Raw genomic sequence first — 25,741 nt, 5'->3', positions numbered from 1 at the left:
CTAAGCGGTAAAAGCCGTTTCTTTAAGCGCACACCAGAATCAGTGCACGCCGTAGTAGGAACCTTTAAGGTGTTCCTGTAGAGACTTCCGGGCCATATCCCCAGAATTATACGGCATTATTTTTTGTTTTTTAGTGGATGATAAAAATAAGAACAGACACATCGTAGCACGCAAAAAATGGACGGTCAACCATAAAAGCGAAATTTAGTTCTTTAATTAATCCGAACGTTCGGTTTTGGAAGCGTTTTTCTTTATTTGCTTTGGCTTGAATATGTTCTTCAGGACGCTTCTTGAATAACAATTGATGAACTTGCAACTGAATCCGTCGTTTTCCGAACGCGATCACCATAACTACAGCGAATACGGGCATAACTAAAACTTTCAGTTCAGGCAATTCTTCGAAGTAAGAGGATGCGACCAGACCTTTCACAAAAAAGAGAGTAGCTGATGAGCTACTCTCTTTTAACAATTAACTATAAAATTATCTTCTATCATCTCGATCAAGTCCGTTGTTTCGATCAAGATCATTATCTCGATCAAGTCTGTTATCTCGATCAAGATTATTCGTTGTACTCGTACCATCATCGATATCCGCTTCTTCACGACGAACTGTTTCTGAGACGATTTCAGTATCTTGAACTTTCCGTTTCCCGACCACAATTTCTTCAGTAACGACATCTTGTTTTGAAACTACAACGCGTTCTTCAGAAAGCGGGACATGGATGGAGTCATTTTCGTCTACAAACGCCTCTGTTCTCGTTTCGCTCTCGTTGACTGGGCGACGTTCTACATATACTTCTTCACGCTCAACAGGGACTTCAATGGATTGTTGATCTTCGACAACACGTTTGCTAACGTTTACTTCTCCAGTTTGAACTCTTTCTTTATCAACGTTCAAACGTTCTTCATGTAGGCGAATACGTTCTTCCTCTGTCCCAACATCTGATGCAGTAGTAGATGTCCGATCCATTTCTGAAGATTTATCGTAATCCTGATTCCGGTCCACTTCTGAAGTCGTACCGTATCCTTGACCATAACTCTGATTGTGTTTTTCGTAAGAATCCCCATAATCACTGTCTACGTACAATACCAATTTTCCATTCTGTACTTGACGACGGTACTCTTCTGATTCAGTACGATCTAGCCCCATACCATTGAATGCTTCCGTAGAAGAATCATCAGAGAAGGCAGCCATGAATTTCCCCATGAACCCTTGATGCTGCTCTTCACCCGTAGTATCCACATTCACGTCTGTCTGGTCTTTCAACATAGAAAACGAATCTTTATCTTGTGCGACGACATACATATCTCTTTCATTATAACCCTGTGCCTTTAATTCATTCACCTTGCTTAATACTTCCGCTTGGCTATTAAACAGGTCGATAAATGTATTCTCTTTTCTACTCATGATCTCTTCCTCCTTTTGGATTAACAGCGTTTAAAATTTAATGTTAAAATCAAATATCAAACGCTTACAAATAATTTTAAATGCCAACATTTTGAATTTCCCCTACTTCTTTTTTAATTAAACATTATTTATACATGTTTTCGTAAAAAAAAGTCAACGCTAATTTAGCGACAGACTTTCTCTAAATATTCCAATGATATTCTACGTTCGCTATTCATCAATTTTAAAAAAACTAATATTTTGCTTTAATCTTCTATTCTGTTTTATATTTTCTGTTTTATATTTTTCTTTTTATAAATCGAGTCACCAATTTGTTCATACAAAGCTTTTTTATTATTGACGAATTGTAATATTAAGTGCAACACCTAGCTGAAAACACAAAAAAACCCATAACGACCTCGTGTAGAATAGAGTTACCACACAAAATTCAACGGAGGATTCGTTATGAGCTATGTTCATCTTACCACATCAGAAAGAGTCAAAATAGAGACGTATCTCGAGCTAGGTTTCTCTGTCCGAAAGATTGCTGGACGCCTGGGGCGTCAACCTTCTACGATTTCACGAGAATTGAAACGAAATCCTCACTATGATTCTTCCCATGCCGACCAGCGTTATGTGGAGCGAAAAAAGAAGTGCGGTGCACGGACGAAGTTTACGCTCGAAAAAGGAGTCCGCATCCTCGAAAAGTTACGGGAGACGTGGTCCCCTGAACAGATTGCCGGACGATTATTCCAAGAAGAAGGACTTTCGTTCAAGACAATTTATCGTTGGATTTATATGGGCCTCGTCGAGGCCGATTCTGGACTCCTTCGACAAAAGGGAAAGCGTCAGAAACCACGTGAGACGCGTGGACGCTTTAACGTCGGACTGCCAATCAGTAAACGTCCGTCTGACGTCAAAGGGCGCCAAACGTTCGGACATTGGGAGCTTGATACTGTTGTCTCGTGTAGAGGGAAATCCAAAGCCTGTGTCGCAACGTTCGTCGAGCGAAAGAGCCGTTTTTATCTCGCTGTACCGATGGAAGATCGGTCCGCTCAATCGATGGAGTCTGCGATTCAAGCATTGCATCTTTACTTCCCGTTGGGAACGTTCCAAACTGCGACGACAGATCGTGGAAAAGAGTTTAGCTGTCATGAACGAATTCGTGACACGTTAGGCGTACCGATGTATTTTGCGGATCCGTATTCTTCTTGGCAGCGTGGGAGTAACGAGAACGCCAATGGTCTTCTCCGTGAATTTTTCCCGAAGGGGACAGATTTCGGAAAGGTCAGTCGTTCTGAACTCGCTCAAGCGCTCGCCTGGATCAATGGGAGACCGCGAAAATGTCTCAACTGGAAAACTGCATACGAGGTCTTCACGGAAGAAGTGTTGCACTTAATTTGACAAACCGTCTATTGAAAAATTGAAAATTAACTGTCCTGTTAATTGAATGCATTTTTAAAGTAATCGGATAATAAGCCTTCTCCTTTAAATCGATCTTCTAAAACAATTTGCACCTGTTGAAATACCTCTTTATGTTTGTCATAAGTATTGGAAAATGATCTTAAATATGTATATATTGGTTCGTCCGGGCATAGTTCAGAAGCACGTTTTAACATTGAGATACCTTTTTCTTCCCGCTGTTCATAGTCGCCAAAGTAATAGGGAAACATTGAAATCATATATCCAAAACACCAGAGAAAATCCTCATTCGTCATAAAATGGGTTAAGCCAAAATGTGTAACTTCATCCAGTAACGTCTCTAATTCATCCATATCTACATCTGCATCTGCAATTCCTAGCGGTCCTTGTTCGACTACGACATACCAACAAAAAAAGCCCAATCGAATCACAGTTTTTAAGTCCGCGGGATTTTGCCGCCAAGAGTTTAGTAGATATGCTTTTGCTTCATTCCATTTCTCCTGTTTCTCTAATTTGTCGACTTCAGTCCATGTCCAATCAATCATAAAAGCACCTACCCCATTTAATATTCTCTTCATATTTTATGGCAAGTGACGGATGCACATCTCGATATATCATGGTTTCCTCCCTTAAATTTGCTGGTTCAGCCGGAACTTACTCTACCGTCCCATCATTTTAGTCACGAAAAAAGCCCCCATTCATTCACAAATCATGTGAACAAAAGAGAGCTTCATTTCGAAATACAATTGTTGAAGGTGGAACGGACTTCTTTTCACCTGTCTCCTTTAAAATGTTGGTATGACAGGCTTCATGAGACGAATCGTTTCATCCGGTTCAATCCTTATTCCCACTCAATCGTTGAAGGTGGTTTCGACGTCACATCGTACAGGACGCGGTTAACGTTCTGGACTTCGTTGACGATCCGGACTGAAATCTTCTCGAGCACGTCCCACGGGATGCGTGCCCAATCCGACGTCATGCCGTCAATCGACGTAACAGCACGGATTCCGACTGCATAGTCATATGTCCGCTCATCACCCATGACACCAACTGAACGAAGTGGTGGCAAGACCGTGAAGTACTGCCAAATCTCGCGTTCAAGACCGGCTTTTTTAATCTCATCGCGGAGGATGAAATCTGATTCACGGACGATTTCGAGTTTCTCGTCTGTGATCTCACCGAGGACACGGATACCGAGACCTGGTCCCGGGAACGGTTGACGCCAAACGATTTCGTCAGACAAACCAAGTTCTTTTCCGAGTGCACGGACTTCATCCTTGAACAACGTGTTGATCGGTTCAATCAACTTGAACTGCATGTCTTCCGGTAATCCACCGACATTGTGGTGTGATTTAATCGTTTGCGCCGTATCCGTTCCACTTTCGATGATATCCGTGTAGAGCGTTCCTTGCGCAAGGAAGTCCATATCCGTCAATTTCGACGCTTCTTCGTCGAAGACGTAAACGAATTCGTTTCCGATGATTTTGCGTTTTTGCTCCGGATCCGAGATGCCTTTTAACTTATTCAAGAAGCGGTCTTGCGCGTCGATTTTGATGACGTTCATGTGGAAGTGATCCGCAAATGTCTTCATGACACTTTCGGCTTCCCCTTTACGCAAGAGACCGTGGTCGACGAACATACATGTCAATTGATCCCCGATTGCGGCGTGAATGAGTGCTGCGACGACTGACGAGTCGACGCCGCCTGAAAGGGCACAAAGGACTTTTTTGTCCCCGACTTCTTCTTTAATCTTCGCGATTTCGACTTCGATGAAGTTCCCCATCGACCAGTCGCCTGTACAGTTACAGACTTCGAACAAGAAGTTTTTCAACAATTCTTTTCCGAACATCGTGTGGTTGACTTCCGGGTGGTACTGGACGCCGTACATTTTCAATTCTTCATTCTTGATCGAAGCAATTGGACATGAGACGTTTGTTCCATCGACGACAAATCCGTTTGGTACCGATGTGACGAGGTCACTGTGGCTCATCCAAACCGTTTGTTCGAGTGGAAGGTTCGCATACATAGGTGATGGATCATTGAGTGTCAATGTCGCTTTCCCATACTCACGGTGTCCGGCACGTTCGACCGTTCCACCAAAGTGTTGCGACATCAATTGCATACCGTAACAGATTCCGAAAATCGGAATGCCGAGGTCAAAGATTGCTGGATCACAGCGGTAGGCGTCTTCTGCGTAGACACTTCGTGGTCCACCTGAGAAGATGATACCGGCTGGTGCGATGTCTTTCACTTCTGCTGCAGTGATCTTATGCGAATGCAGTTCACTGTAAACTCCGAGATCACGGATGCGGCGTGTGATCAATTGATTGTACTGACCTCCAAAGTCGAGGACGAGGATCATTTCTTGGTCCAAATGTGCTTCCAAATCTATTCCCGCCTTTCCAATTTCATGCGTAACCCGATGAAAAAAGCCCACTCTTCCCCCATAAGAAAATGGAAAAAGAGCAGGCCGCTTCACAAAAAGTGTATACGAAGGGTCTGCTCCTTCATAGTCAGGTCGTTTAAGGTGACCCGGTAGAGACTCTCACGCCATATTCGCGAGTATATACAAAGGAGATGCATGTATGATTTACGTTGTTCCCATTGTACCTGTATCAATTCGAAAATATCAACCCTCTATCCGCCGAATGATATTTTCGAAATATTCGCGTTTTTTATCGGTTGATAACGATTCGCCGCCGTAGACCATTCGTTCATAGGCATCGGTCAGTGGTCGCATCGCATAGGTCTCATAGTAACCGTCGACCTCATGCGCCAGCTCAGCAAGCGTTCGCCCGTCTTTATAGTGAAATCCTTGTTTATCGAGACGGCGTAACAAGAACCGGTACATCCGTTTAAACCCTTCCGGACGATTGAGTTGATTCCGGAAGAATACAATCGCCGCCATCCGGATCAACGGTTTCCGGAACAGATAAAGGAACAGAAGACCAACAAGCAGACCGACAATCGGCCAAACAGGAATCGATTGTTGTTCGCTTTGCGTCGTTGTCGTCGTTTGTTCTTCGTCCAACAGATTTTCTTGCGGTCGCTCTGGCGTCGCCGTCTCGGTGTCCGTTTCCGTGTCACGCTGCGGATTCGCTTGATCGGTTTCGTTATTTGTTTCCTGGTTGATCGTATACTGTCCCGCACCGTCGAAGCTGACCGTCGGCTCAAGTGGAACCCAACCCGGACCTTCGATATACACTTCGACCCATGAATGGGCATTTTTATTGCGGACCGTGTAACTCGTCACAGCAGCCCCGATGACATCCGAATCGCCTCCGGTGAACCCTTTTACCCAGCGGGCCGGTAGACCGGCGGCACGGAGTAGGACTGTCGCTGACGTCGAGAAGTTGTCACAGTAGCCAAGTTTGGTCTCGAACAAAAATTGATCGACGTAATCTTGATTTTCTTTCGGTACGGCGACTTCTTCCGTATTGTATTCAAAATTCTCCTGTTCAAAATAATTTTCGATCGCTTTTGCTTTATCCCACGGACGGTCCTCATCCGCGACGATCTCTGTCGCAAGATCACGGACCCGGTCCGGCAGGTTATCCGGTAATTGCAAGTAACGGTCTTGCTCCATCTCGGACAACGTGATCGGTTCGTCCGTTTGAAGAATTTCTTCTGTAAACAACGGATACGTATATTGAATTTGATAGTTTTGTTGCCGTTCCGCGTCATCCAGGTAAGACACCTTTTGGTTTTCCGGATCGATCAACAGATTTTGTCGTTGCTCATCCACCCTCAACCGGACATTGTCACCGTTGTACGGCACAAAGGGAAGTTCGCGAGATAACTCGAAGGTCGCCCGTTCTTGTCGCGTCTCGACTTCGTCACCGAAATTCGAGAAAAATCCTCGTGAATCAATTTCCGGTTCTGATTTGGATAACACCCAGCCTTTTCCGGTATAGATGTCTTTTGTCTCGACCCGCCAGTAACGACTGCCTTCGCTTTCGACTTGGAACACTTCCCGGTCGTCCATCTGAAACGGACCGCCCAACTGTTCGTCATTGTTGCCGTACCCTACTTTTTGAATCGCACTCGACGATGTCCCTTCACCTTCAAATCCGTCTGTCCAGTCATACCAACTATCCTGCCATGTCGCGGTGATGACGGGACTTTGAACGGCCGCCACCACGGTGGCTCCGATGATCAATAACGCACTCAGCGGTCGGACGTAAGATGCGGTTGGTCGCTCACTGACCTCTGTTGCATATAACAGCAGCATGGCAAGGACAATCGGATAAAGGATAAACTGTTCACCCGAATAGTCGGTCCACGTATCACAATAGGCAATGAAACCAATCACACCAAGGGCAAGACCAAACACGAACCCACGATTCGGAAAGGTCCGTCGTGCAAGATACCCGATCAGAAAACTGATCAGTCCGATCGAGAAGGCAAAGGCCGCTCGCCCCGGAAGTTCACCATTGATGACTCGATTGATGTCCCTTGCGATTTCACGAAACAGATTCCACGGTGCTTCGCCCGGGATCAAGATGAAATAAAAAGAGATGAGTAACGCCAGCAGACTCCCAAGTAAAAACCAACTTCGGCGGACATGTGATAACAAAAGCGGCGTCAGCAAGAGCGGAAGAAACGGGACGACACTTTCGAACGTCGTCAACTCAAGCAGCGGTGGCATGAAACTGGCGAACAGGAGACCGGCAAGTAAATTCCAGATCAATCTTCGTATCATTGATCGCCCCTCCTCTCTGGTGTGTAGACATGAACGGTCGCTTCCTGCCGGACTTTCGAAATCCATATTTCATTGTTGGATTCGAGGTCAGGTGTGATGAAGAGGACGTTTCCGTTTAGTCGGAGCGCTTTCGAAGAGTATTCCCACGACTCGATGAACGACCGTGTCCGACTCGGTTGAGCCGTCATCAGATAATGGGTCAGTTTCGCGCCTTCGAGTGGTAAGGATAACGACTGGACACCATGTCCGACCAAATGAATCCGGTAATTCAAGCGCCGTTTGTTGAGTTGATCCGTCGCGGCAGCCAGCATCGAGATGCTGCGTTCAAAATCATCATCACTGACGGTTCCTTCATCAAACACAATCGTCGTCTCCCGTTCCTGTTCCCGTTCAAACGTTTTTGTCATCAATCCTTGACGTTTTGCGGTCGCTTTCCAATCAATCTGATTCATCCGGTCCCCGCTGACGTATTCTCTTACGCCGACGACGGTAAACGATGACTGGCGTAAATCAAGCGAGACGGGTGAAATCCCACCGTCTCCCCGGTCGTCTTCATGTGGGAGTTGAACTGCTAAACGAGCGGGTTCAACCGCCAGATACGTCTCAACCGGATACAGTTTTTTACGCATGAACAACCCAAAGGGATCTCGAATCTCGATCACACAACCGGGAATTTGATACAGCCCACGGCGAATCGACGGAATCAGGTATTCAATGTGTTCGATTTTTCGGTAATGGGCCCGGAGCGGATGTCGAATGTCCAGTTGTTCTTCACTTAACTCCGCTGGAACGACCTCTTTGACCTCGACAGATCCGACAAGAAATGGAAACTTCCGCCGGACTTTGAGCGAGACCGGAATATCGGTCCCGGCAACCAACATTTTATTCGACACTTCACGCGTCGCAATCGCTTGTGTGACCGGCCAGATTAAAAATAACGTCCAATAGATCGTCAATCCTCCCATGACATACACTAACAAGGAAGCGACATTCCCACCGTCAATTCGGGCATAGACCCAGAGGGAGAGGACTGTGAACAGCAAGACGGCGTAACGCCAACCGATTTGCCATCGTGTCATAAAGACTCCACGTCTTGTTGAATCGGTACGGCGACTTCTTTTTTCACTTGTTCCAGGATACGCTCGGCTGTCTGCCCGTGATACCGGGCATCCGCTGTTAAGATCAGACGGTGTGAAAGGACGGGAGTCAATAATTCTTTGACATCATCCGGTAAGACGAATGATCGTCCTTCCATGTACGCCCACGCTTGCGCTACTTTCATCAAGGCAATCGATGAACGAGGACTTGCTCCAAGATACAGAGATCCGTGAGTTCGTGTCGCTTGTACGAGATGGACGATATATTTTTTAACGGGCTGGGAGACATGGACGTCCTTGACGGCTTCTTTCATCCGTAACAATTCATCCCGCGTGATGACAGACTGCAGTGTATCGATTGGTTCATCCCGTTCAAAGCGTGTCAGCAATTTCATCTCTTGTTGGAAGTCGGGATATCCCATCTTGACCTTGATCAAAAAGCGATCGAGTTGCGCTTCCGGAAGTGGATACGTGCCTTCGTGTTCAATCGGATTTTGGGTCGCCATGACAAAAAAGGGATTCGGTAACGTGTGAATTTCTCCATCTACCGTTACATTGGCTTCCGCCATCCCTTCGAGTAAGGCCGATTGCGTTTTCGGTGACGTCCGGTTGATTTCATCCGCCAGGACAATGTTTCCCATCAAAGGACCCGGTCGGTATTCGAACTGGCTCGTCTTTTGGTTATACATGGAAACTCCCGTCAAATCAGACGGCAGCAGGTCGGGTGTGAACTGAACACGTTTAAATGTCAAACCAATTGAACGGCTAAATGCACGGACGAGCATCGTTTTCCCGACACCTGGTACGTCTTCGAGCAAGACGTGCCCTCCGGCAAGTAACGCTGCTAAAGATTGTGTAATCACACCTTCTTTACCGATGATTACTTTTTCTACGTTGTCGATGATCGCTTGAATCTCCTTTGTATAGGTTCGCATTGTCTGGCCCCTTGCTATTTAGTAGTTGAATTTTCTGACTTCTTATATCATCTCATATCCATGTCTGCTTTTAAAGGCATAGGGGTAGCTGAATACGCACAAAAGGGGGGTCGCTGTTCGCGACTCCCCCTTCCTGCTTTCAGGAACGATCACATATCGTAAACCGTTCTTGCGCCGTGCAATTTGCACGTAAAACACGAATCACTTCGTGTCGATTGTCATGTTGCATCCGTCAAGTCCGGTGATCCTCTTCTTTTCGAAGCGACATGCGATCGTTCCCTATACATTGATAATCATTCATGTGCATCACCATCCTTTCATATACTGAATATTACCGATTCTATTCTAAGTTAAACCTGTTTTTTTGATTATTTTTTTCGGAACTGGTGATACGTGTTGCAAACATCCGGCAATGACGTAAGTTAACACGCGATTCGACATCAATTAACACGAATCCCTGTTTGTTTTAAATCGTGTTTAATCCAAGCGTTTGTTCGATCGTTTCCACGGATGGTTGTTCGATGACCCCAAGTTCTGTGATGATTGCCGTGATCAATTCGTGTGGTGTCACGTCAAAAGCAGGATTGAAGACCGGTACACCTGCAGGCGCCGTCACTTGTCCGGCAAACTGCGTCACTTCCGTCGTTGCCCGCTCTTCGATTTCTATTTCGTCTCCCGACAAGCTCGTAAAATCAAAGGTCGACAGCGGTGCGGCGACATAAAACGGAATCCCGAAAGCACGGGCCAGTAACGCCAGTTGGAACGTGCCGATTTTGTTCGCCGTATCGCCGTTTCGCGTAATACGGTCAGCACCGACGATGATGGCAGTGATGTTCTTTTCTTTGATCGTATGGGCGACCATGTTGTCGGTAATTAATGTCACGTCAATCCCTGCTCGTTGCAGTTCCCATGTCGTCAAACGTGCCCCTTGCAGTAACGGACGGGTTTCCGACGCATAAACGGCGAGCGGAATCCCCTGTTCTTTCGCTAGATAAAACGGAGCAAGTGCCGTCCCGTAAGCCGCTGTCGCAATCGATCCGGCATTACAAATCGTCAGAATCCGGTCACCGGACTGGAACAATTCTAGCGCATGAATACCGATTTGCCGGGAGGTCTTGGCATCCGCCTCATAAAGCGCCAGTGCTTTTTGTTCCAGACGTTTCGGCAGTTCCGCAAGCGTCGTTGCCGAAACAATGAGTTGATTCAGTTCGTCAAGGACGTTTCGCAAATTGACGGCGGTCGGCCGGGTGGACAGTAATTGTGCCGACACCGTCAACAGTTCCTGTTTCACCTCGTCAAGCGGTCCTGTCGTCCGACGGAACGCTTCTTGGACCAGGATAAAACCACCAAATAAACTGATTGCCGGTGCCCCACGGACACGAAGTTGTTTAATGGCGTCAATCGCTTGCGCCAAGTCCTGGATCACTTCATACCGTTCTTCTTGCGGCAGACGGGTTTGGTCCAAAATCGTCACCGTCCCATTTTCATAGATGATGCTCTGAACGAATTGACTCATCGGCTGAGTTCCTCCGTTACGTCAAAGTTCCGCAGATCCGTAAACGTCTTGCATTCCGTCCGGCGTTTGATCAACGCAGCACCGAGGCGTAACGCATGGCGTTTCCGTTCGAGACGAACGGTCGGATCGGCAATCTGTTCCAAGTCCGCGACCAGTGCCAGTCCAATCGTCCGGCGGATCAATTCACATCCGGCAAATCCAAGCGCATCCTGTAAAATCGTACTGAGAACATCCTCGACGAGACCGTCCGCTGAACGGAACGGTTCCACCGCTTCCCGCTCCCACAACGCCTTGAACGTCGACGCAAACGTCAGCCAAAACGTATCGATGTCCTTGATCCGTTCCTCGCGCAACTGGTCATAGTTCGGATAAGCGGCAAAAAACAGATGCGCGATGAACTGACCAACATCAAACCCAAACGGTCCGTAAAACGCGAACTCGGGATCGATGACTTTCGTTTCATCGGCTGAAGCAAAAATACTTCCGGTATGTAAGTCGCCATGCAGCAAGGCATCACCTTTCGTGATGAAAAGTGCTTCGAGCTTCGCGACTTCCCGTTTCAGCTCCGCGTCGTTCCAGACCCGGTCGACTTCCGCTTCCAGTCCTGCTTCAATCGCATTCGTTTCCGCGTCATAAAACGGATCCGTGAAGATCAGTTTCTCCGTGATGTCGCACAGATCCGGATTGTAGTACTGACGGGCGATCTGTTTTTTCGCGACCGGGCCGAGGGCAAAATCCGACGTATAAAAGAGCGTCCGTGCCAAATACGAACCGATGTGTTCCGCGAGCAACGGATACTTCTCTCCCTCAAGCAATCCAGCCCGGACGATTGTCAGATGAGACAAGTCTTCCATCACCGTAAAGGCTTCTTCTTTACTGGCATGATAAACACGCGGGACGAACGGAATCGCGACTTTCGCGAATTCTTTTAACGCTGACTGTTCGATCCATGCCCGCTCGAGCGACAGCGGCCAGCTTTCACCGACGACCTTCGCATACGGTAACGCTTGTTTTAAAATCAGGTGCTGGTCCCCCGCATGAATCCGAAAGACCAGGTTTAAATTGCCGTCCCCGATTTCTTCTGCCGTCACCGGTTCATTGCCGATCAGACCGAGTGTCCGAACCCGTTCGATGGCGTCCTGTACTGTAAATGCTTGATATCCCATTATGATTTCCCCCTTGATGATCACACGAAAAAACGCCCCTTTTCGTCAAAGAAAAGAGGCGCAGTAGAATACTCCGTCCTCTTATCTCTCAGACGAATGTCTGTTGGATGTAGCACCGTGCCGGATGGTCGGTTGCTGCGGCGTCTTCGGGCCAATTCCCTCTGCCAACTCACGATAAGAGTCATATGTAGTTGTCGTGTGATTTGATGTTGATTTGAATACTACGTGCGTTGCTGGTAGTCTGTCAATTCCAATTTTTAGTGAAACGGATTCAAAAACGGAATCGTCTATAGAAGAAGTATTTTCAAAAAAATAAATTTTCAAAAAATAGTTTGACAAGTCCGTCATCTCATGTAAAAATTGCAATTATATTTCACAATTTCATCCAATTCTTATCAAGAGCAGACGGAGGGACGAGCCCTACGATGTCGCAGCAACCGACCATTTGGCACGGTGCTAATTCTTGCAGCTAACACGCTGACAGATAAGAGTCCACGCGCAATTCTTCATGGTCTCTTGTCATTGACGAGGGACCATTTTTGTATTTTTTAACAAGGGAGAGACGACGATCATGGCGTACATTACCGCAACGTACCAACTCGGCGTGACCGATCAGTTACCAAAACGGGCAGAGCAAATCGCCCTCGGTCTGACGGTCGGCTCATGGACCGATTTGAATCATTTGGAACAACAACAGCTTGAATCCTTTAAAGGACAAGTCGTCCATACGGAAGAACACGACGGAAAAGGGTATGTCACAATCCGTTATCCGGAACACAACGTCTCACGAGACTTTTCGGCGATTTTGACGACCGTCTTCGGCAAGCTGTCGCTCGACGGTCAAATCAAACTGACGGATCTTCAGCTTCCCGCTACGTTCACACCGGATTTTCCCGGTGCTAAATTCGGCATCGAGGGCGTCCGTCAATTGATCCAAGTCCATGACCGCCCTCTGTTGATGAGCATATTTAAAGGCGTCATCGGACGGGACCTCGTTTTTTTACGGGAACAACTTGAAGCCCAGCTTGCCGGTGGGATTGATCTCGTCAAAGATGATGAAATCTTATACGACAATCCGTTGACACCGGCACTCGACCGGGCACGGATTGGACGAGAAGTTCTCCATGCACATTATGAACAGACCGGTAAACGGGCTCTTTATGCGATTACGTTGAGCGGTCCGGTCTTCCGCTTGAAAGAGCAGGCAAAACGTTTGATTGAAGCAGGTGCGACGGCCTTCCTGCTCAACACGTTTACATACGGACTCGATGTCCTGCGCGAGTTAGCTGCTGATCCGGACATTTCCGTTCCAATCTTTAATCACCCGGCCTTAAGCGGTGCCTTGATCGCAAGTCCTGATTACGGGATTTCCGCTCCCGTGTTACTCGGGACGTTACCGCGACTCGCTGGTGCCGACTTGACACTGTTCCCGTCGCCGTACGGGAACGTCGCCCTCGCCAAAGACTTGGCCCGCGGGATTGCGGTCGAAGCGACCCGAATCGGTAATACAAAAACGATTCTCCCGGTCCCGTCCGCCGGAATCCATCCCGGTCTCATCGCCCAACTCGTTCATGATTTCGGCATCGATTCCGTCATCAATGCCGGAGGCGGCGTTCACGGTCATCCGCAAGGTGCCGCTGCCGGTGTCCTTGCATTCCGTCAGGCGCTCGACGCCGCACTGACCGGAGAATCGTTGACAAGTGCCGCAACGCGGCAGGAAGAATTACGGGTCGCCCTTGACGCTTGGGGGATCACGAAATGACGATCCGGATTTTATGTGACTTCGACGGCACGGTGACGGAACACGACAACATCATCGCGTTGATGAAAGAATTTGCTCCACCGGCAGCTTTTGAGCCGTTGAAAAAAGGTGTGCTCGACCGGTCCCTTTCGATCCAGTCCGGCGTCGGACAGATGTTTCGGCTGCTTCCGTCAGACCGGAAACAAGACTATGTTGATTTTTTGGAACAGCGGGCTGTCATTCGTCCCGGCTTTAAGACCTTACTCGCCTTTGCCAAATCGAACAGGATCGACTTTGCGATCGTCAGCGGCGGAATCGACTTTTTTGTCCAACCCATTCTTAAAGGATTACTGACAGATGAAGCGATTTATTGCAACGGCAGTGACTTTAGCGAAGAGACGATTCGGATTGAATGGCCACACGCTTGCGATGCGGCATGCAACAATCAATGCGGGTGTTGTAAAACGTCGATTGCCCGAAAGCTCAAGCAGGACGGTGACACGATCATCGCCATCGGTGACTCCGTGACGGATTTCGAACTGGCGAAACAAGCTGACCACGTCTATGCCCGGGACTATCTGATTACACTGTGTGAACAACACGGTATTCCCTATACACCGTTTGAAACGTTTTATGACATCGTCGAACACTTACAGACAACGGAGGTGTACGCATGACATTCTTGAAACGATACGAAGAATTACGTGCCATTAAACAGGAGTTCGCCGCACGCGACTGGTTTCCCGGTACGAGCGGTAACCTCGCCATCCGGACAGCCGATCAACCGACTGAATTTCTCGTGACGGCAAGCGGTAAGGACAAACGGCAGGATACACCGGACGACTTCGTCCATGTCGACGCGTCCGGTCAACTGATCGGCGAACAGACGGGTCGTCCCTCTGCCGAAACCTTGCTCCACGTCGAGGTCTTCAACCGAACGACTGCCGGGTGTTCCCTTCACGTCCACACGATCGACAACAATGTCATTTCGGAACTGTACGGGGACCAAGGCGAGATTCGGTTTGCCGGTCAGGAAATCATCAAAGCACTCGGCCTTTGGGAAGAAAATGCGGAAGTCCGTGTGCCGATTATCCCGAACTATGCAGACATTCCGACACTTGCCGCTGCCTTTGCAGCGCATGTGCATGCCGAGAGCGGCGCCGTCCTGATCCGCAATCACGGCATCACTGTCTGGGCACCGACTGCCTTTGAAGCCAAAAAACAGTTGGAAGCATTCGAGTTTTTGTTCAGTTACACCTTAAAACTACAAACGTGCCGACAGGCGATTCATTAAAAGGAGGAATTTACAATGGCAACAGTACTTTTCCAAAAAACAAACGAACGGTATACGGATCAAAACGAGGTGTCTGCGTTTCTGGCTTCACGCGGCGTCTTGTATGAACAATGGGATGTCACGAAACTCCCAGCGGAACTGGTCGACACGTACACGTTGACGGATGCGGACAAACAAACGATTCTCGGTACGTTCCAACCGGAAATCACGGATGTCTCGGAACGTCGCGGTTATCAGACGGCTGATATCATCTCCCTGTCTGACGCAACACCGAACTTGGATGAGTTGCTCGTCAACTTCCAGAAAGAACACCATCACACGGATGACGAAGTCCGGTTCATCGTCAGCGGTCACGGTGTTTTTGCCATCCAGGATGACGAAGTCGGCTATTACAACATTGAGTTGAATCCGGGTGATTTGATTTCCGTCCCAGTCAACACCCGTCATTACTTCACGCTCCAGGACGACCGTCAAGTCGTTGCCGTGCGGATTTTCGTGACGACGGACGGGTGGGTGCCGATTTATGAAAAAGATCCAATTGAAACAACTAACTAAAGCATTCTCCTGAAAACAGATGGTCCGGTTTATCCGGCTGTCTGTTTTTTTCTATCCTACAAACATACCGCTTGTTTCCGTTTCCTCCTATATAATGAAGAAAAGACTCATTTGAACTGGAGGTCACGTGTATGATGATTCGCCCTGTCCAAGAAGCTGATTTGAAAGACATCCTCGCCATCTATAACGAAGGCATCGAAGATCGGATTGCGACGCTTGAAACGGATACCAAGGAATTATCTTTCATGGAAGACTGGTATCAGGAACGAACGACACGTTATGCCGGGTTTGTGGCGTATGAAGGAACGACGATTCTTGGCTTCATCTCGCTTGACCCGTACAATCCGCGTCCGGTCTATCAATCCGTCGGTGAACTGTCTGTCTACATCACCCGGACCCACCGCGGTCAAGGCATCGGACGACAGCTCTTACGGATCATCGAGGAACACGCGATCACGCAGGGATTCCATAAATTGATCCTGTTTACCTTCCCGTTTAATAAACTCGGTCAAAAACTCTATATCCGGTCCGGCTTCCGGATCGTCGGGACATTTAAGGAACAAGGAATGCTCAATGGGTATTATGTTGATGTTCTGGCGATGGAAAAGGTACTTTCAAAGACGATTGACGATCAAATATGATTAACACGGCGTCTGAATGGGAAATGAACGAACACTGACACATTCCCAACCCGAAAGGAAGACTGCCCGTGGATATTCAACAGATTCGTAATGCAACCCTCGTCGTCACTTATGCCAATCAAGTATTTTTAATCGATCCGTTTCTCGGTGAAAAAGGAACCTTGCCGCCGTTTGGGCAAACACCCAATGCCGTTCCGAACCCGCTCGTCGACTTACCGGTCGATGTCTCGACGTTACTCGATCCGGACGCAATTTTCGTCACCCATCTGCATGCCGACCACTTTGATGAGACGGCCAAAAAGGTTTTGCCGAAACAAATCCCGCTTTATGCGCAAAATGAGGCGGACGTTGCCACGATCCGCGAAGCCGGATTCACGAACGTCTCGTCGTTTGAGAATGGATTGACGCTCGGCGATATCCGCGTCTCTCATACATCGGGTCAACACGGCGTTGGAGAAATCGGCCAACGGATGGGTACCGTTTCCGGTATCGTCTTGACGCATCCCGACGAACCGACACTCTATATCACCGGTGACACGATTTGGTGTGATGACGTCGCGACTGCGATCGAACAACATGCACCCGACATCATCGTCGTCAACAGTGGTGCGGCACAATTCTTGACCGGAGAACCGATTACGATGTCCCAGCGCGATTTACTCGCCGTTCATCAAGCAGCTGCTGAGTCGACAATCATCGTCTCGCACCTCGAATCCGTCAATCATTGTCTTCTGCGTCGTGATATGATTGCTGATTTCTTGGCTGCCCATCATTTATCCGCTCATTTCCTCATTCCAGATGACGGCGAAACCATTTCCCTCTAAACGAAACGAAGTTCACTATCCCGGTAGTATTCGGGACAGTGAACTTCGTTTTTTTTTGATCGTTAATCATGACTTGGAATGACGAGTCCGAGTAACCGGGCAAACGTGATGGCCTGGCTTTCCGTAACGATAGCACCTGGTAAGAAACGTGGATCAATCGTGATTCCGGACAGGTCGGCTTGCCGCAGATCCAGTCCTTTTAATGCCGTCTCGACCCATTGACTTTCCGACAAATCAACTTCATGCAGCCGGAAATCGGTTGGCTTCATTTCAAAGAAATGACTTTCCCGCATCGTCGTCTGCTCCAGTGCGACGTGACGTAACGCTGTCCGAATCAGTTGGGCATAATTGGCCTGACAGTTTTTGATCGTCACATGATCAACCGTATTCGATTCAAAGTGAATTCCGGTCAGGCGACAATCCTCAAAAACGACCCGGTGAAAACGACTGTCCTGGAACTGACACCCCGTCAAGTCACATTGTTCAAAGCGGACATTTTCAAATGAAGCCCGTTCAAAAACCAGTCCCGCAAACGAGACATTTCGAAAACAGACTTGATTGACGTCGAGCCGTTCTGTCAACTCGACCGGTAATGTCTCTTTTTCATACAACGTTTGATACAGATACGGATCATCGATTTCGACATCCGCAAAGGTTTCCGGTGTCAGCTGGTGCGGTAACTCGGGTAATTGAATGATTTGTTTTTTCACGTACTTCCCCTTCTTTCCTTCTACATCACTTTCATCTTTCTCAGTGTAGCAAAGATTGACTCTTTTTTTGGTTTTTTGATTTGAGACCGACTGAGACCATGATATAGTCAAATCAAAAACAAGAACAAATGTTCTTTTATGTACCAAGGAGAGTTTCCGATGAACCTGACTATCTCTTTTCCCGATCGACGGATCTTTTGTGTCGACAGTGTCTCTTTTTATGCCAGTTGTGAATGCCGTTATCGAAATTTGCCTCCCTTGACGACAAAACTTGCTGTCGTATCGGACTTGACCCGCTCCGGATCCGTTGTCCTCGCAGCCAGCCCTGCCTTAAAACAACTCGGAATCAAGACCGCCAGTCGACTCTATCAGATTGAACAATTGCCTTATCGGGAGCGAAAGCAGATTATGCTCGTTGAACCGCGGATGCTCGCATATATGAAAACATCAATTGAAGTATTGGATGTCTTGCATCAGTTTGCCCCGCCCGATGCGATCCGGATCTATTCAATTGACGAAAATTTTATCGACATGACCGGAACGGAACGGCTTTTTGGATCAGATGTTGAAACGGCTCAAAAAATCCAGACAGCGATTTGGCAACAGACCGGCATTCCGGTCCGGATCGGCATCGGTCCGAACAACGTCATCGCAAAACTGGTGCTCGATTTACGTGGAAAACGTGAAGGCATCGCACAATGCGGTTATGCAGATGTCTCCCGGTTGTTGCATGATTTTCCGGTTCGCAAGATGTGGGGAGTCGGACGGATGATGGAGCAACACTTGTCGGTAATGGGGATCAACACCATTGGTGACCTGGCCGCAGCACGGGTTGAAGACTTACACGAACGGTTTGGAGTCCTCGGGGCAGAACTTTGGCACCATTCCTGGGGAATCGACAGTTCTCCGACCATCATTGATCCGATGACCTTATTCCAGACTGCGCCGGATACCAAAAGAACAATCGGACATGGAGTGACCTTGATGCGCGATTATTACCAGTACGAACAGATTCGTTTAGTTCTGGCCGAATTAGCAGGCGATGTCGCGGCACGGGTCCGTTTTTCTAATCAAGTCGGTTGGACGGTGCATCTCGGCGTTCGCTACTCCCGCCATGTCACCCGGGACGGCTTTTCGAAACAGCTCCGCCTGCCTTATCCGACATCTGATGAACGGCTGTTGTTGCGTTACGTCCTCCAATTGTTCGAACCGAATTGGCTCGACGGTGAACCGGTCCGCTTTTTATCGGTCGCCCTCGGGCAACTCACTCCGGATCAGGGAACACTTCAGTTGTCCTTATTTGAAGACAATACAAAGGTCTGGCGCAGAAAGCGCTTGTTAAAAGCCATCGACCACGTCAATTTACGTTACGGAAAAGGAACGATCCGGCTCGCTGTGTCCTTCCTCGATACAAGTGTCGCAAAACGCCGGCTCCGGTTCGTCGGCGGCCATCCGGGAGGTGACCAGCATGACACGTTATCATGATCGTGGAGACCTCAAATGGCTTCCCTTTCTGATGCCGGAACACATTCAACTTCTCAAAGCCTATTATCTTGAAAACCATCAAATCGATCTTCCAATCATCGATGAACAATTGCAGTATCCCTGGCAGTTCTTACTTGAACAAGCATTAATAGAAGGAACCGAGCTTGAAATCACGTATTATAGTGAAAGAGGCTATGTCACGACCTCCGGGTTCATCGAGCAGGTGCATCGTGAACGTGCCTATCTCATATTGCGTGGATTATCACGGATCGAGATTCCGCTCGGACGAATCATTCGGATTGAAAACGGGTAGAAGAGACAGAAGCTGCTGTATCTTACGCACTTATCTTACGAATTAGCATTGAAAGAAGGATTGATTGGTATGATGGAATGGTTTACCGGACTTCCGGTCGTCGTGCAAGCGTTGCTTGCCGGCATGATGACTTGGGGATTGACGGCACTCGGAGCCGCACTTGTCCTCGTCTTTACGACGATTGAAAAACGGGTCATGAATATGATGCTCGGCTTTGCCGCCGGTGTTATGATTGCGGCTTCGTTTTGGTCATTGCTCGCCCCGGCAATTGAATTTACGGAAAATGATGGTGGAATTGCCTGGTTGCCGGCCGCAATCGGTTTCCTGGCAGGTGGTTTTTTTGTCCGCCTCCTGGATTTCGTAACTCCCCACCTGCATTTATCCGCTCCGCTCGAAACAGCCGAAGGTCCGTCGACCGGTCTGAAAAAGACAACGCTGTTGTTTCTCGCGATTACTTTACACAACATCCCGGAAGGTTTAGCGATTGGTGTTGCCTTTGGTGCAGCAGCGCTCAACATGGACGGGGCGACAGTCGCCGGCGCCTTGACACTCGCACTTGGGATCGGGATTCAAAACATGCCGGAAGGGGCAGCCTTGTCGATTCCGCTCCGTGGTGAAGGGATGTCACGCCGGCGTGCCTTTAACTACGGACAATTGTCGGCGATCGTCGAACCGATTGCCGCCATGGTCGGGGCGGCCGCTGTCTTCTTCATCCAGCCGCTCTTACCATATGCCCTGGCGTTTGCCGCCGGTGCGATGATTTTCGTCGTCGTCGAAGAATTGATTCCCGAATCGCAGGCTGAAAACGGCTCAGACTTGGCAACACTTGGTCTGATGGTCGGTTTCACCGTCATGATGATTTTGGACGTCGCACTCGGATAATGTAGTATTACAGCAAACGAATAAGACCTCTCCTGTGAGACACGGGAGAGGTCTTATTGCATGTCCATTGTTATTTCCGTAAAATCCGCATCGCATTCAAGACAGCAAGAACGGTCACACCGACGTCCGCAAAGACCGCTTCCCACATCGTCGCAATCCCGAAGGCGCCGAGGAGTAAGAAAACTCCTTTGACACCGAGTGCAAAGATGATGTTCTGATAGACGATTTTCCGGGTGGCACGCGCGACGTGGATTGCTTCCACGAGTTGCTTCGGTTCATCCGTCATTAAGACGACATCTGCCGCTTCAATCGCGACGTCACTTCCGAGTCCGCCCATCGCGATACCGACATCTGCCCGTGTCAGAACCGGTGCGTCGTTGATGCCGTCTCCGACGAACGCGACTTTCCCTTTTGCTTGTCGCAAGATCGCTTCCAGCTGTTCGACTTTTTGATTCGGTAAAAGTTCCGCTTCGATCTGATCGATGCCAATCTGTTGACCGATTCGTTGTGCCGTCTCCTGCCGGTCGCCGGTCAACATGACCGTTCGACGGACACCCAGTTTTTTTAGATCCTGTAAGGCGTCAACCGTGCTGGATTTAATCCGGTCCGCAATCCGGATAAACCCGAGGTACGTTCCGTTTTTGGCAACATGGACATACGTCCCGTCTTCCGTCTGATCAAGCGGCGTAAAGCCCAATTCCTTGAACCAACGGGCGTTCCCCGCCTCCATCTGATCCGTTCCAAACCGTCCGGTGACACCGGATCCGGCTACTTCCCGGTAATCTTGTCCCTTCACTGTGACGACACCACGTGTCGCGTACAGGCGTTGGATGGATTTCGCAATCGGATGATTCGAGTGTTGTTCGACCGTCGCAGCCGCCTGCAACAGTTCTTCGTCCGATCCACTTACCGGACGCAGTTCGACGACTTCAAACACACCTTCTGTCAGTGTCCCGGTTTTATCGAACACAACCGTATCCAGCTGTTGCAACGCTTCAAGGTGATTGCCTCCTTTAACGAGAATCCCCCGTTTTGAAGCAGCACCAATCCCGCTGAAGAATCCTAACGGAATCGAAATGACAAGCGCACACGGACAGCTGATGACCAGGAAGACAAGTGCCCGGTAAATCCAGTCCCCCCATATCGCCCCGCTGATCAGGAGTGGTGGCACGACCGCGAGCAATGTTGCAATCACAACGACGACAGGTGTGTAGACACGCGCGAAGCGGGTGATGAATTTTTCCGTTGGTGCTTTATGACGCGATGCATTTTCCACTAAATCAAGAATTTTAGCAACCGTTGACTCACCATACCGGCGGTCGACTTGAATCAACAGGTGTCCATCTGTATTGATCGTCCCGGCTAAAATCGGATCGGCCGGTCGGACCCGTCGCGGGACCGACTCGCCGGTCAGGGCGGTTGTGTCGATGAAGGCTTCTCCTTCAAGGACTGTCCCATCTAAAGGGATTTTTTCACCTGCCCGGACGAGAATCCGTTGACCAATCATCACTTGGTCCGGCCGGACTTGTCGTCCGTCTACAAGCGTCGCGACATCCGGGCGAATGTCCATCAGTTCAGCAATCGATTTCCGGGATTGATCCACCGCACGATGTTGGAAAAACTCACCGATTTGATAAAACAGCATCACGGCGACGGCTTCCGGATATTCGCCAATCAAAAACGCACCGATCGTCGCAATGAACATCAGGAAGTTCTCATCAAAAATCTGTCCGTGTCGTATGTTCCGGACGGCCGTTCGCAAGACTTCCCATCCGATCAACAAGTACGCAATCGCAAAAAATAGAAGGTCAATTGATCCCGGGACCAGATAAGCCCCGGCGAAGGAAAGCAGACCCACACCATATTGAATTTTTTTCGTTTTATTCAGGAATGGTCCGTGATCATGGTGATGACCGTGATCGTCCTCGCCGTCTGGTGCATCCGGTCGCGTGAGCACGACATTTGGTTCCAGTTCCCGGACTCGATTGACGACCGCACGATAGGTATCGTCGAGTATTGCTTCTTTTTCATACGTCAGATACAGTTTTTGCCCGGCAAAATCTAAATTGGCTTGCTCGATGCCGTTGACGTTCGAAACACCACGTTCGACTTTGGCTGCACAGTTGGCACAATCAATTCCGGTCACGTGAAGTCGTTCTGTTTTGGTTTCCATCTTCTCACCTCATTCAAACGATTGTTTGATTATAAGAATAGTTTACGCTCTTTTTGATTTTTCAACAAGTCACATTTTTCTCAGACTTGCGCCCGATATTTCGATTAGTTCTATCTCAGAAGAATAAAACATGATATGTTTTTAATTAGAAAAATATAGAAGGAGAATAACATGACTATCATTGAATTACTTAAAGCACTTTTACTCGGTTTCGTCGAAGGGATGACGGAATTCGCGCCTGTTTCCTCAACCGGACATATGATCATCGTTGACGATATGTGGCTTCAGACATCAGAATTCTTAGGTCAGTATTCCGCGAATACGTTTAAGATCGTCATCCAGCTGGGATCAATCCTCGCCGTCATCGTCGTCTTTTGGAAACGGTTGTTCAGCCTGATTGGTCTCTATAAGATCGAAGGGGAACATGACGCGTCTGGGACACACAAACTGAAATTACGTCACGTCCTGATCGGTTTACTCCCGGCAGCCGTTCTCGGTCTGCTGTTTGAAGACTTCATCGACGAGAACCTGTTCTCGATTGATACCGTCATCATCGGTCTTGCAGCCGGTGCGATCCTGATGATTGCAGCGGATAAACTTGGACCAAAAGAACCAAAAACGACGACACTCGATCAGATTTCTTACCGCCAAGCGGCTCTGATCGGTCTCTTCCAGTGTATCTCGCTTTGGCCGGGCTTCTCGCGGTCCGGTTCGACGATTTCCGGAGGGGTGTTCCTCGGGATGAATCACCGGACAGCGGCTGACTTTACGTTCATCATGGCCGTCCCGATCATGTTCGGTGCAAGTGCCTTATCACTCGTCAAGAACTGGCAATATATCAATGCTGGAGACCTTGGTTTTTATGCAGTCGGCTTCATCGCCTCATTCGCATTCGCCTTACTGTCGATTCGTTTCTTCCTGAAACTGATTAATAAGATCAAGCTTGTCCCGTTTGCGATCTATCGTCTGGTCTTAGCAACGATTCTCGCCGTCATCGTCTACATGTAATCCTGAAAACTGTCAGCAGACGCTGATGGTTTTTTTCATTTTCGTGAAACTAATTGAAGGGATTAGGGTATATACAGATGAGATACAGAAAAAGGAGTGAACGAATTTATGGCACGTAGAAATCGTGGAGGTTCCAAGTTACCTCTTATCATCGGGATTGCTGTCGTCGTCCTGATTGCCTTTTTAGCAATCGGACAATACAACAGTCTCGTCAATGTCGAAGAAGATGTTTCAAATAAGTGGTCGCAAGTCGATAACCAAATCAAACGCCGAGCGGATTTAATTCCGAATCTCGTCGAAACCGTCAAAGGTGTCGCCGGTCAGGAACAAAAAGTGTATGGTGATATTGCTGAGGCACAAGCTGGTCTCGCACGGGCCGCTTCGACGGAACAGCGGATCGAAGCCGATCAGCAAGTCACGTCTTCACTTCGCGGACTGATTGCCTTGCAAACGACGTATCCGGAACTCAAATCAAGTGAACGGTTCCAATCGTTGATGGATACACTCGAAGGAACGGAAAATCGTCTCGGTATCGCCCGTAAGGATTATAATGACGCCGTGACCGTCTATAATAAAAAACGTCGCAGTTTCCCAACTTCGCTTTATGCTTCGGCGTTTGGTTTTGAGAAAAAACCATATTATGAAATCTCAGACAGTGACCGTGAAAACCCAACGGTCGACTTCAATAGTGACTCGAAATGATTTGGCGACGAACGCGACTGCTTTTCACCGCGTTCCTCGTCTTCTTCCTTCTGACTCCGACTGCCGAAGCCGTGTCAGAACGCACGGGCGCAGCATTCTTCATCCAGGATGATGCACAGCTGCTGACCGCGTCGGAAGAAGCGGAACTCGCTCGTCTCGGGCAAGAACTCGAACAATATACAACGGCACAGGTTGTGCTCAAGACTGTGCCGGATTTAAAAGGACAAGATTTAAGCACGTATGCCAATGAAACCTTCCGGGCACAAGGCATTGGACAGGCCGGAAAAGATAACGGCATTTTAGTCGTCGTCGCTCCAAACGAAAAAGACCGAAATTTCCGGATCGAAGTCGGCTATAAATTGGAAGGAATTCTGACCGATATCACTGCCGGACGGATTCTTGATCAGTATGCGGTCCCCTACCGCGACCAAGGGGACTATGGTAAGGCGGCTTCTGAAACGTATAAAGCCGTCGTCAGCGTCATCTCAAAAGAACAATCGCTTGAATCGCAGGATCCGGTCAAAAAGAGTGCTGACGGCGGTTTAAGTACCTGGGCAAAAGTCCTGATTGGCGCCGGACTTGTCCTGTTGCTGCTTCTTGACATGAAGTTCACCGGCGGAATGTTCTTCTTTGCCATCATCAACATCTTCTCTGCCATTATGCGTGGCGGCGGTGGCGGTGGTGGAAGTCGTGGCGGCGGGGGCAGTTCCGGCGGCGGCGGCGCAGAAAGGTAAGGTATCGAATGACACCCTTCTCCATTATTCTTCTGTTTTACAGCATCATGACCGGGATTGGTTTCGTTTCGATGTGGCGGGATAAACGTCAGGCGAAACACCGGGCATGGCGGACACCGGAAGCCACCTTATTAACGATCGCTTTCCTTGGTGGAGCACTTGGTACGTTACTTGCGATGCAACTTGTCCGCCATAAAACGCGGACAGCGAAGTTTCAATTGTTTGTTCCACTTGCTTTACTGCTTCATCTGACCGCCTGGATTTTGTGGATGCGACTTTAGTCCTTTAGAATCAATCGACAGATACCGATAAAAGAGATAGAGAATTCGTTTCTTAGACGAATTCACCTATCTCTTTTTTTAGTTTGGTCAATAGAAGGACAAATAGTTGATATCCGGTTTAGCGATGGATTATCTTCGGGTAAAGAGTTTAACTAATTTAATAAATACATCTT

Annotated in this window: 25 protein-coding genes and 4 riboswitches; of the genes, 14 read left to right on the top strand and 11 right to left on the bottom strand. The window is 48.5% G+C overall.

Annotated elements, in window-relative coordinates; all coding sequences use genetic code 11:
- Positions 1 to 32 precede the first annotated feature (32 nt).
- A riboswitch (purine riboswitch) is annotated at positions 33 to 134 on the bottom strand.
- Together P404_RS18800 and P404_RS0110550 are read right to left on the bottom strand one after the other, a co-directional pair.
- Complete coding sequence (locus P404_RS18800; protein ID WP_026830735.1) at positions 131 to 430, bottom strand: hypothetical protein; 300 nt, start codon at positions 428 to 430, stop codon at positions 131 to 133. It overlaps the preceding riboswitch by 4 nt.
- Positions 431 to 481: 51 nt before the next feature.
- Positions 482 to 1,408: a YsnF/AvaK domain-containing protein gene (locus P404_RS0110550; RefSeq protein WP_026830734.1), complete on the bottom strand. Its 927-nt coding sequence runs from the start codon at positions 1,406 to 1,408 to the stop codon at positions 482 to 484.
- 444 nt (positions 1,409 to 1,852) lie between these two features.
- Between P404_RS0110550 and P404_RS0110545 the strand changes: the two genes are divergently transcribed.
- Positions 1,853 to 2,791, top strand: a complete 939-nt coding sequence (locus P404_RS0110545; protein WP_026830694.1) for an IS30 family transposase — start codon at positions 1,853 to 1,855, stop codon at positions 2,789 to 2,791.
- Between the two features lie 38 nt (positions 2,792 to 2,829).
- On the opposite strand, the gene P404_RS0110540 is transcribed toward P404_RS0110545, so the two are convergent.
- The 7 genes from P404_RS0110540 to mtnK form a co-directional block, all read right to left on the bottom strand.
- Entirely contained in the window at positions 2,830 to 3,354 is a 525-nt protein-coding gene (locus tag P404_RS0110540) for a hypothetical protein (protein WP_026830733.1), read from the bottom strand.
- 296 nt (positions 3,355 to 3,650) lie between these two features.
- Positions 3,651 to 5,171: a glutamine-hydrolyzing GMP synthase gene (gene guaA / locus P404_RS0110535; protein ID WP_034774346.1), complete on the bottom strand. Its 1,521-nt coding sequence runs from the start codon at positions 5,169 to 5,171 to the stop codon at positions 3,651 to 3,653.
- Positions 5,172 to 5,299: 128 nt separating this feature from the next.
- Positions 5,300 to 5,401, bottom strand: a riboswitch (purine riboswitch).
- A 37-nt stretch (positions 5,402 to 5,438) separates the two neighbouring features.
- Complete coding sequence (locus P404_RS0110530) at positions 5,439 to 7,511, bottom strand: transglutaminase TgpA family protein (RefSeq protein WP_026830731.1); 2,073 nt, start codon at positions 7,509 to 7,511, stop codon at positions 5,439 to 5,441.
- Positions 7,508 to 8,590, bottom strand: coding sequence for a DUF58 domain-containing protein (locus P404_RS0110525; protein WP_026830730.1), 1,083 nt, complete (start codon positions 8,588 to 8,590; stop codon positions 7,508 to 7,510). The genes P404_RS0110530 and P404_RS0110525 overlap by 4 nt, the downstream gene beginning before the upstream one ends.
- Positions 8,587 to 9,543: an AAA family ATPase gene (locus P404_RS0110520; protein ID WP_026830729.1), complete on the bottom strand. Its 957-nt coding sequence runs from the start codon at positions 9,541 to 9,543 to the stop codon at positions 8,587 to 8,589. The genes P404_RS0110525 and P404_RS0110520 overlap by 4 nt, the downstream gene beginning before the upstream one ends.
- Before the next feature lie 466 nt (positions 9,544 to 10,009).
- Positions 10,010 to 11,059: an S-methyl-5-thioribose-1-phosphate isomerase gene (mtnA, locus tag P404_RS0110515; RefSeq protein ID WP_026830728.1), complete on the bottom strand. Its 1,050-nt coding sequence runs from the start codon at positions 11,057 to 11,059 to the stop codon at positions 10,010 to 10,012.
- Positions 11,056 to 12,225: an S-methyl-5-thioribose kinase gene (gene mtnK / locus P404_RS0110510; protein WP_026830727.1), complete on the bottom strand. Its 1,170-nt coding sequence runs from the start codon at positions 12,223 to 12,225 to the stop codon at positions 11,056 to 11,058. Before mtnK ends, mtnA begins: the two co-directional genes overlap by 4 nt.
- Positions 12,226 to 12,303: 78 nt before the next feature.
- Positions 12,304 to 12,406, bottom strand: a riboswitch (SAM riboswitch).
- Between the two features lie 208 nt (positions 12,407 to 12,614).
- Positions 12,615 to 12,716: riboswitch (SAM riboswitch) on the top strand.
- A gap of 80 nt (positions 12,717 to 12,796) precedes the next feature.
- On the opposite strand from mtnK, the gene P404_RS0110505 reads away from it, so the two are divergent.
- From P404_RS0110505 to P404_RS0110480, 6 genes are all read left to right on the top strand, one after another.
- On the top strand, positions 12,797 to 13,987 hold the full coding sequence (locus tag P404_RS0110505) for a 2,3-diketo-5-methylthiopentyl-1-phosphate enolase (RefSeq protein WP_026830726.1): 1,191 nt from the start codon (positions 12,797 to 12,799) through the stop codon (positions 13,985 to 13,987).
- Entirely contained in the window at positions 13,984 to 14,643 is a 660-nt protein-coding gene (locus P404_RS0110500) for a 2-hydroxy-3-keto-5-methylthiopentenyl-1-phosphate phosphatase (protein ID WP_026830725.1), read from the top strand. Before P404_RS0110505 ends, P404_RS0110500 begins: the two co-directional genes overlap by 4 nt.
- Entirely contained in the window at positions 14,640 to 15,260 is a 621-nt protein-coding gene (locus P404_RS0110495) for a methylthioribulose 1-phosphate dehydratase (protein WP_026830724.1), read from the top strand. The genes P404_RS0110500 and P404_RS0110495 overlap by 4 nt, the downstream gene beginning before the upstream one ends.
- Positions 15,261 to 15,275: 15 nt before the next feature.
- Positions 15,276 to 15,815 (top strand): 1,2-dihydroxy-3-keto-5-methylthiopentene dioxygenase, encoded by a 540-nt coding sequence (locus P404_RS0110490; RefSeq protein ID WP_026830723.1) that lies wholly within the window; start codon positions 15,276 to 15,278, stop codon positions 15,813 to 15,815.
- Positions 15,816 to 15,946: 131 nt separating this feature from the next.
- Positions 15,947 to 16,456 (top strand): arsinothricin resistance N-acetyltransferase ArsN1 family A, encoded by a 510-nt coding sequence (locus P404_RS0110485; RefSeq protein WP_026830722.1) that lies wholly within the window; start codon positions 15,947 to 15,949, stop codon positions 16,454 to 16,456.
- A gap of 68 nt (positions 16,457 to 16,524) precedes the next feature.
- The gene (locus tag P404_RS0110480) at positions 16,525 to 17,280 is read left to right on the top strand and encodes an MBL fold metallo-hydrolase (RefSeq protein WP_026830721.1); all 756 of its coding nucleotides are present in this window, start codon (positions 16,525 to 16,527) and stop codon (positions 17,278 to 17,280) included.
- A 62-nt stretch (positions 17,281 to 17,342) separates the two neighbouring features.
- Here the strand turns inward: P404_RS0110480 and P404_RS0110475 are convergent, their stop codons facing one another.
- The gene (locus P404_RS0110475) at positions 17,343 to 17,990 is read right to left on the bottom strand and encodes a pentapeptide repeat-containing protein (RefSeq protein ID WP_014969434.1); all 648 of its coding nucleotides are present in this window, start codon (positions 17,988 to 17,990) and stop codon (positions 17,343 to 17,345) included.
- A 159-nt stretch (positions 17,991 to 18,149) separates the two neighbouring features.
- On the opposite strand from P404_RS0110475, the gene P404_RS0110470 reads away from it, so the two are divergent.
- The 3 genes from P404_RS0110470 to P404_RS0110460 all read left to right on the top strand — a co-directional run bounded on the left by P404_RS0110470 (position 18,150) and on the right by P404_RS0110460 (position 20,670).
- Positions 18,150 to 19,475: a Y-family DNA polymerase gene (locus P404_RS0110470; protein WP_026830720.1), complete on the top strand. Its 1,326-nt coding sequence runs from the start codon at positions 18,150 to 18,152 to the stop codon at positions 19,473 to 19,475.
- Positions 19,459 to 19,788 carry a YolD-like family protein gene (locus P404_RS0110465; RefSeq protein ID WP_026830719.1) on the top strand — a complete coding sequence of 110 codons (330 nt, stop codon included), beginning with the start codon at positions 19,459 to 19,461 and terminating at the stop codon, positions 19,786 to 19,788. The genes P404_RS0110470 and P404_RS0110465 overlap by 17 nt, the downstream gene beginning before the upstream one ends.
- Before the next feature lie 69 nt (positions 19,789 to 19,857).
- Positions 19,858 to 20,670 (top strand): ZIP family metal transporter, encoded by an 813-nt coding sequence (locus P404_RS0110460; RefSeq protein WP_034774176.1) that lies wholly within the window; start codon positions 19,858 to 19,860, stop codon positions 20,668 to 20,670.
- Between the two features lie 70 nt (positions 20,671 to 20,740).
- Here the strand turns inward: P404_RS0110460 and P404_RS0110455 are convergent, their stop codons facing one another.
- Positions 20,741 to 22,843 (bottom strand): heavy metal translocating P-type ATPase, encoded by a 2,103-nt coding sequence (locus P404_RS0110455; protein ID WP_026830717.1) that lies wholly within the window; start codon positions 22,841 to 22,843, stop codon positions 20,741 to 20,743.
- A 171-nt stretch (positions 22,844 to 23,014) separates the two neighbouring features.
- On the opposite strand from P404_RS0110455, the gene P404_RS0110450 reads away from it, so the two are divergent.
- From P404_RS0110450 to P404_RS0110435, 4 genes are all read left to right on the top strand, one after another.
- A complete protein-coding gene (locus P404_RS0110450; protein WP_014969429.1) occupies positions 23,015 to 23,851 on the top strand; it encodes an undecaprenyl-diphosphate phosphatase in 837 nt (278 codons plus the stop codon).
- 108 nt (positions 23,852 to 23,959) lie between these two features.
- The gene (locus P404_RS0110445) at positions 23,960 to 24,553 is read left to right on the top strand and encodes a LemA family protein (protein ID WP_014969428.1); all 594 of its coding nucleotides are present in this window, start codon (positions 23,960 to 23,962) and stop codon (positions 24,551 to 24,553) included.
- Entirely contained in the window at positions 24,550 to 25,287 is a 738-nt protein-coding gene (locus P404_RS0110440; RefSeq protein ID WP_026830716.1) for a TPM domain-containing protein, read from the top strand. The genes P404_RS0110445 and P404_RS0110440 overlap by 4 nt, the downstream gene beginning before the upstream one ends.
- A gap of 8 nt (positions 25,288 to 25,295) precedes the next feature.
- A complete protein-coding gene (locus tag P404_RS0110435; protein ID WP_014969426.1) occupies positions 25,296 to 25,568 on the top strand; it encodes a DUF1294 domain-containing protein in 273 nt (90 codons plus the stop codon).
- Positions 25,569 to 25,741: the final 173 nt, after the last annotated feature.

It is taken from the genome of Exiguobacterium antarcticum DSM 14480 (assembly GCF_000685865.1).
Classification (GTDB): Bacteria; Bacillota; Bacilli; order Exiguobacteriales; family Exiguobacteriaceae; genus Exiguobacterium_A; species Exiguobacterium_A antarcticum.
Note: the sequence above shows the minus strand (reverse complement) of the source record. Positions and strands in the feature narration are given on the sequence as shown.